Source organism: Mesorhizobium sp. M7A.F.Ca.AU.001.01.1.1 (genome assembly GCF_004022735.1).
GTDB lineage: Bacteria > Pseudomonadota > Alphaproteobacteria > Rhizobiales > Rhizobiaceae > Mesorhizobium > Mesorhizobium ciceri.
Genome location: NZ_RZPF01000045.1, coordinates 1 through 6,306, shown reverse-complemented (window position 1 = coordinate 6,306; position 6,306 = coordinate 1). Strand labels below are relative to the sequence as shown.

The following is a 6,306-nucleotide window of genomic DNA, read 5'->3' as shown; positions in this document are numbered from 1 at the left end:
AGATGGCGGCCATGGTCAGCGGCAGGGGAATGGAATCGCCCATGGCAAGCCCGCTGCGACGCAGGTGAGGAAGCGCTGCAGCGCGTGACTTTGCTGTTTCAGACATCGAATTTCAGACCCTGTTGGTGACCGGCTGGATGTGGCGAGACGCTATGCCCGGCAGCGGCTCGCGGCAAGGCGCGTCCGGTTGGGCCAGGCGGCTCTAAACGCTTCGTTAGTATAACGAACTCGCAAGCGATTGTATTTCCATCACAAAATGGAAATCCGTTACCGCCCGTTACCGCTCCCGTTACCGCTCTGTTCGCGACCCTTAATTCTGGCGTCAGCAAAGCGGTCGGCGGCCTCAAAGACAGCCCGGTCATAGACTCGTCCGGTCGTCTGCGTCCCGCTATGCCCGGCGACCTTCGACGTATCCTCGAGCGAAGCGTTGCCGGCGCGGCCCTCGGTGATGCCGGATGCGCGGAGATCGCGGGCCCACATCGTTCCCGGGATGCCTGCCTTCTTCCGATCGAGCCGCCAGCGATAGGCGAAATTCTTTGGCCGGTAGGGAATGCCGCTGTCCTCGCAAACGACGATCGGACCGACTCGCTTCTCGAGCGGCACCCGGTTGATCTCCTCCAAAACCATGGGCGCCTTGGACAGGGGGTAGATGATCCGCTTGCCTGTGGTCTCATTGGTCTTCGACGGCGTGTACCTGAGCACCATATGTTCGTCGATATCTTCCCAGCGCAGCCCGAACCATTTCTCGCCAGTTGCCGGGTCCAGTACGGCAGACAGGCCGCCTTCGTTCAGCGGATACCATTGGCCGATGACGTCCCACAGGCGCAAGGTCGTCTCGAACGCGAAGGCGTAGGTCAATGCCGACGATTGACGGCCGGCGGCGCGCGCAGCCGCCCTGGCGGCGACAACCTGGTCGGCGGAGATGACGGCCGTCCGCGGCGAAGACCGGGGAAGCGACTTCTTCGCCTCGCGCAGCATCATCAGGAGTTCGGCACAGCCGTCGAACCGGCACATGACGCCAAAGCTGAGAGCGGACTCGAGGATGGACCGACACATCGCCGCGGTGGCGAGGTTGGCGCCGCCGTTTGACCAGAGGCGGTGATAGCGGATGATGTCGACGCCGCTGATCGCATCAACGCGCCTGGCGCCGATATGGCCCTCAACCTTGGAGAGAAAGCCAACGTAGGTGCGGCGGGATGCCGGCTTCAGTTTCTTGAATGGGCTTTCGGCATGGCGCTGGTAGATGGTGAGCAGTGACTTGACCGATCCGTCGAATGCAGTCGGATCATTGCGATATCCGGTGCGCCAGAGGAGCATGTCGGCTTGTAGCGAGTCGCATTTCGCCTTTAGCATCTCCGGCTGATCAGCAAGGGCCGACAAGTTCACCGTCTTTGGAGAAAACCCCTTTTTGACGTCGACTTCATCAGCGACCCAAACAGGCGTCATGCCGCCGGCGCGCTTCATCCATTTGAGGCCCGGGGCTTTCGTCTTGTCCATGCGCTGTCATCCTCCTTGCCGTCCGGCTTGCCCTTGGCATCCGCCGGCAGGCCGAGGTAGTTCTCATAGAAGCGCTTGACGAGCGGCACAGGTCGCCCGCCGTGAAAGGCATCAATAGCAGGGAACCCTGGCCTCTGCGCAAGGGTCGGAAGGCGTTCCTTCACCCATTTTTCGGCCGCCAACCGTCCAACCAAAGCTTCGGCGATCTCGCGGTCGCCTGCGAACATCGGCAGATCGTCGAGTTTGGTTGGCGGAATTCTGGTCACGGAGCGGTGACCTCCGGCGTATTGCGCTCAGCGGCGCGCTCGACATAAGCCCAGTCCGGTGCCAGGCCATGATTGATCGAATTGCCGGCGAGTCGGTACTGGTGCCGCGAGACGCTGATCTTGACGAACGTCCTCATGCCAGGCGACTCGAAGTCGGCGACGCGGTGGATCACTCCTTGGTCAAGGCGAAGCAGATGCTTGTCCGGATAGGTCTTGAACGGCCCACGCTCGGCCTTGGCTTCCATCTCATCAAGGGATTTCGTGTGATCTTGGATGAAAGTGGTTGCCTCGTCCGGCTCCCAGAACAGCGTGCCCCTCGAGTCCGACCAGATATAGTTCAGGTCGTCGGTCATGAATCCGTCGGAGTGCCAGCCGCGGCGGTTGCCAGGGTTTTCGTGCGTCACCCAGAGGGTCTTGGCGGTGATGTAGACGTAGCTATCGAGCCACCTCATGCTGGCGACGTCGCGGTAGACCGCATTCACGATATCTTCGAACTGCCGCAGGTTTGACGGGATGACGACCTTGAACCGGTCCGCCATCTTGATCGGGCAATAAAGCCAGAACATCATCTCCTTCGGCGAGAGATCGACAAGGCCTAGATCGACCGGCTTGAAGCCGTAGAGGTTATCCCGCATGGCCGAGATCCTCGAAGATGTAGAGCATAAGCTCCATCTGGATGAAGACCGCGCAGCACCCGACGTATTTCAGGTTGAGTTCGCCAGGGATCGCGCCGCCGGTCTTGAACGCATGGAAATGCCGCTCCTCGTCGGGCACGTCGGTCCGGACGACGGCCCACAGCCAGAACATGCCGGCCACATCCGCCATGCGGATGATCTCGGCGCCGGCCGGCAGTTTCATGGTGAAGTGCTCTTGGACCGGCATCTGGTAGCGGTAGATCACTCGGCCGGTCGCATCCGACACCTTTTGGCCGCGGACCGCTGGATCCCATTGATCGGCTTGAACGGTCATGCGCTCGCTTCCTTTGCTGTCTTGATTGCCTCCGCTCGCTTTTCGGCTGCCTTCTGGAGATCCTTCCGGGCCTCATCGATATCACGAAGGGCAGGTAGAACGTCCCTGCCTACCGCCTTGAAGAACGATCTCACTCCTTCCTGGTGGTCTCGGATGTAGTGTTCGCCGAGTTTTTCCTTGAAGACTTTCAGGAATGCGTCGGCGCCATATCCAATCATGGCTTCAAGCGCTCTGACCTCGGTTTCGTTCAGAGTGATCGACGCGCCAAAAGTTAGCGTGGCAGTGGTGCGCACGGACATTCAATCCTCCTTCGCATGGTTCGGCTGTCGAGACTCGATGAGGCGCCAAAGCGCACTGCGCTGTCCGTCGCCTATCTTGGCGATGAAGGTCAGAGGGTCGCGACTGAACCGCTCCCATGAACTGCCGCCGCGGTCGAGGTTTCCCGGTTCAATGACGCCGGCCCCTACAAGCTCATCCATATCGAGGTTCATTAGAATGAGGCAGGCATTGTAGAATTTGCGCTGCGCGCGCTCCTGCATCGGGGTGTCCGAAGATTGTATCTGTTTTTCGGACACTTCGAGACGGCTACCGACTTCGTTGATTTCGGCACAAGCTTCGCATCTCGCGGCCCTTCCGCAGAGGCCGCACTTGTCGTCATCGCCTCGTACGGCGTCTGGCATCCCCTCAAGCATGTGCTGCACCATGGCCGTGGCCTGGATGGCGTCGAACAGATTGGTGCCGATTGGCTTGTGCTCCATTGGTCCGAACTGGCTGTTCTCGTTGAACGTCTTCTTGAAGCTGATGCCCGCGTCAGGACTGAAATTCTCTGGCAGGCGCCATTGGAGGAACCGGTCGACCATGTGCTTGATCTGATCTTCGGTCATGACTGCTCGCTCCGCACCGCATAAGGACCGTCGGTCTGTGCCCGCCACCAACCGCGGAAATCATCCGTGTCAGCCGGCTCACACACCATGAGCAGGCTGGGGGCGAGCGGACCTCCGAAGTGAAGCAGTTCGAGATAGATATCCGCGCCATTGGCGATAGCCTGGCGCTGACTGTCTGTCAGACTGAACCTGCTGATGGCGCTCACTCCTTTGCGACCAGGCAGGGTGCGCAGCGGCCGATACTGCGGCTGTTCCTTGGCATAAACAGTTTCGAACTTCTCAAGACCTGGAATGACCGGTCCGTTAAATGGGTCCAGTATGTCAAACATGCGTTGTTTCTCCTTTGTAGCCGCGCCCCTTGCCATGGTTCGGATACCAATTGCCGTACCAGCGCTCTTTGCGGCGGATTGGCCCGTAAGCCGTTTCCCAGCGGGACAGTCGGTTTTTTGGCTCAACATCCTGACGGCAGTGCGGGCAAACTTCTTGATCGTCACAGATCGCCACTTCGCAGCACGTCGTGAACAGGGTGCTGTTGTTCGGGCAGTCGAGGAACACGGTAGCCATCACGCCGCCGCTCTAATCTCGTCACGTATCTCCATCCAGAGCTTGCCGAGCATGTTCTGGCCGTCGCGGTTTGGTCCCCAACCCCAAAAGTCATCTCTCCATGAATTCTCGACCAACTGGCGATCGCCAGTCGCAAGGAGTTTCCGGCGCACATATTCGTGCTGATCGGCCTTAGCGTGGAGGATCTCACGCATGACGTCGACCTTAACGTAGTCCCAGTCTGGCCGGCGATGATGCTTGTTGCGTTCAGCGATTTTGAACGCCTCATGCGCAGACGGCGCGAGGATGATGTTGTGCATCAAACTCCACTGCTCCGCAGTCGGAACGCCTGGCTTGAATTTCATAAAATGGTAGACCGCTTCTGACGTATCGAACCGGGCTAGACCGTCGCGCGGCGTCCACTCCCACATAATGGTGAAGGCCGAGAAATTCGACAGGACATAGAAATCCTGCTCGTAGAAGCAAACTCGCTCCTGTGTGTCGAGACCGTGGCATTCGATGGTCGGCAGCGGCGGCTTCGGACACGGTCCACTATAGCCGTGGAACTTGAACATTTGCTCACCGGCCGGCATTGGCTCGCCGCAGATGTCGCACTTGGCTATTTCGTCAGTCATCAGAAATCGTCTCCATTGTGAGGATGGCCGGCTTCGAACTCGCGGTCTTCGCGCCGCGCCTCCATGATGTCGTCCGGGTCAGGCTCGCTCTCTTCCCAAGGGCAGACGCCGCCAGTCTCTTCCTCAAGATCGCACTGGCGAGGCGAATAGGCGCCGCACCAAGGGCAGAGCTTGCCGCCGCGGGACTCGTTGTCCTCTTCGGGCGTCATCAGCTTCCATGCGTCATAATTCTCTAACACTTGCCCACCTCCCATTTTTGATGATCGGCATTGTGCCGTGCTGGATCTTGTCCAGTTCATTTTCGGCCTGCGTTTTCCAAGAAAGATGCCGGTGATTTACACAGGCCCGATTGCCGCATGAATGAGCGGCTTGATGGTCTGGTGTCGGTGGACGCCCATGTGTTTCACGACAAATAAGGCGGTGGACGTTGTGCGATTTGCCGTTGATCCGCATTTGCCCGTAGCCGACGCCTGATCGTGCATACGGCCATTCCAAACACTCGTCGCCACGAAATGGCACGACCGTTTCTTTGTAGAAGTGCTCTGGTTCGCCATGCGTCGTCCCAAGATCGCCGCCATACAGTGGATCGCCATGCGATCTCAATCGTTCATAATGAGCGCTGCACAAGCCTCGGCTTTTCTGCGTCTTCGCACATCCATCAATGGAACATAGTGGCGCTGAATTGGTCATGTCTTCCTCGCATTTCGAATGATCAGTTCTGCCTGCTCATCGTCCCCAGTGACGTTGTAGAGCGCTAGGGCGACGCGAAGCGGGTCGATGAGGTGCTTCTCCCAGAAGGCGCGCTCCCCACCCGCATGCTGCGCGTCAGGCCCCTCAGTGTGCAGCGACCGATGAAGGGGAACTGTCCATCTATCATCAGATTTCCGGCCGCCACCGGTTTCACCCTTTCCGTAGACCGGATCGGCATAGCGGACATGCGCGGCGTCGACCGGCCGCTTGCCGCTGATCAAACAAGGTAGGCCGCGGATCCATCTCAAATGGGCACCGTCTTCCTTGCGTGGCCGCTTCTGGCCTTTGACCGGGGAGTTGGTGAAGGCTTCGGGATGGTAGGGGACTCGACCGGCCATCAGGCGACTGCCGCGTGGTTCTGCCGGACGCGCAGCGGATTATGATAGCCGGCCGGGAGGAAAGATTGGAGGTCGCGCTTGATATAGTGCTTCTTCCTGAGCGCCTGCATCTTGTCGATCATGCGCAGGGTGTAACCCGGCCAATCCGTCGTCCTCGTGATCTCCTTCAGATAGTTCGCTTTGCCGATCTTGTAGAGATCAACGAACTCGTGAGTGGCGTCGACGACAGCAAGCGACGCTTCGATGTCGAGCGTCGGTTCAAGGCTGACCCATGTGAAGATGCCGGCTTTGTGGAAAGCCTTCAGCGTCGAAATGCGGTTATCAGGATCAGCCGCGTTGCGTTCCCATTTTCGGGAAAAACGCGCATCGACGCTGGTCAAGGTGGTTGCGAACGCATCCCGGTCCGGACGGAATCGGCTGATGT

13 protein-coding genes are annotated in these 6,306 nt (G+C 59.1%); all 13 read right to left on the bottom strand.

All coding sequences use genetic code 11. The features are described 5' to 3' along the window. Positions 1-267: 267 nt before the first annotated feature. Positions 268-1,497: a hypothetical protein gene (locus tag EN884_RS04905; protein ID WP_063168483.1), complete on the bottom strand. Its 1,230-nt coding sequence runs from the start codon at positions 1,495-1,497 to the stop codon at positions 268-270. Beyond that, a complete protein-coding gene (locus EN884_RS04900) occupies positions 1,461-1,763 on the bottom strand; it encodes a hypothetical protein (RefSeq protein ID WP_244514311.1) in 303 nt (100 codons plus the stop codon). The genes EN884_RS04905 and EN884_RS04900 overlap by 37 nt, the downstream gene beginning before the upstream one ends. Next, a complete protein-coding gene (locus EN884_RS04895; RefSeq protein WP_063168482.1) occupies positions 1,760-2,398 on the bottom strand; it encodes a hypothetical protein in 639 nt (212 codons plus the stop codon). Before EN884_RS04895 ends, EN884_RS04900 begins: the two co-directional genes overlap by 4 nt. Further along, on the bottom strand, positions 2,388-2,732 hold the full coding sequence (locus tag EN884_RS04890) for a hypothetical protein (RefSeq protein ID WP_063168481.1): 345 nt from the start codon (positions 2,730-2,732) through the stop codon (positions 2,388-2,390). Before EN884_RS04890 ends, EN884_RS04895 begins: the two co-directional genes overlap by 11 nt. Then, positions 2,729-3,031 carry a hypothetical protein gene (locus EN884_RS04885; protein WP_063168480.1) on the bottom strand — a complete coding sequence of 101 codons (303 nt, stop codon included), beginning with the start codon at positions 3,029-3,031 and terminating at the stop codon, positions 2,729-2,731. The genes EN884_RS04890 and EN884_RS04885 overlap by 4 nt, the downstream gene beginning before the upstream one ends. After that, complete coding sequence (locus tag EN884_RS38935; RefSeq protein ID WP_206520952.1) at positions 3,032-3,592, bottom strand: hypothetical protein; 561 nt, start codon at positions 3,590-3,592, stop codon at positions 3,032-3,034. Between the two features lie 20 nt (positions 3,593-3,612). Beyond that, a complete protein-coding gene (locus tag EN884_RS04875; protein WP_127224487.1) occupies positions 3,613-3,945 on the bottom strand; it encodes a hypothetical protein in 333 nt (110 codons plus the stop codon). Beyond that, positions 3,938-4,180 carry a hypothetical protein gene (locus EN884_RS04870; RefSeq protein ID WP_127224488.1) on the bottom strand — a complete coding sequence of 81 codons (243 nt, stop codon included), beginning with the start codon at positions 4,178-4,180 and terminating at the stop codon, positions 3,938-3,940. Before EN884_RS04870 ends, EN884_RS04875 begins: the two co-directional genes overlap by 8 nt. Then, complete coding sequence (locus EN884_RS04865) at positions 4,180-4,794, bottom strand: NADAR family protein (RefSeq protein ID WP_063168478.1); 615 nt, start codon at positions 4,792-4,794, stop codon at positions 4,180-4,182. The genes EN884_RS04870 and EN884_RS04865 overlap by 1 nt, the downstream gene beginning before the upstream one ends. Beyond that, entirely contained in the window at positions 4,794-5,033 is a 240-nt protein-coding gene (locus EN884_RS04860) for a hypothetical protein (protein ID WP_127224489.1), read from the bottom strand. Before EN884_RS04860 ends, EN884_RS04865 begins: the two co-directional genes overlap by 1 nt. Beyond that, positions 5,017-5,484, bottom strand: a complete 468-nt coding sequence (locus EN884_RS04855) for an HNH endonuclease (protein WP_082826492.1) — start codon at positions 5,482-5,484, stop codon at positions 5,017-5,019. The genes EN884_RS04860 and EN884_RS04855 overlap by 17 nt, the downstream gene beginning before the upstream one ends. Next, the gene (locus tag EN884_RS04850) at positions 5,481-5,882 is read right to left on the bottom strand and encodes a DUF968 domain-containing protein (protein WP_063168476.1); all 402 of its coding nucleotides are present in this window, start codon (positions 5,880-5,882) and stop codon (positions 5,481-5,483) included. The genes EN884_RS04855 and EN884_RS04850 overlap by 4 nt, the downstream gene beginning before the upstream one ends. Beyond that, the coding region (locus EN884_RS04845; RefSeq protein ID WP_206617557.1) for a hypothetical protein at positions 5,882-6,306 on the bottom strand (425 nt) is incomplete at its 5' end. The genes EN884_RS04845 and EN884_RS04850, both read right to left, overlap by 1 nt.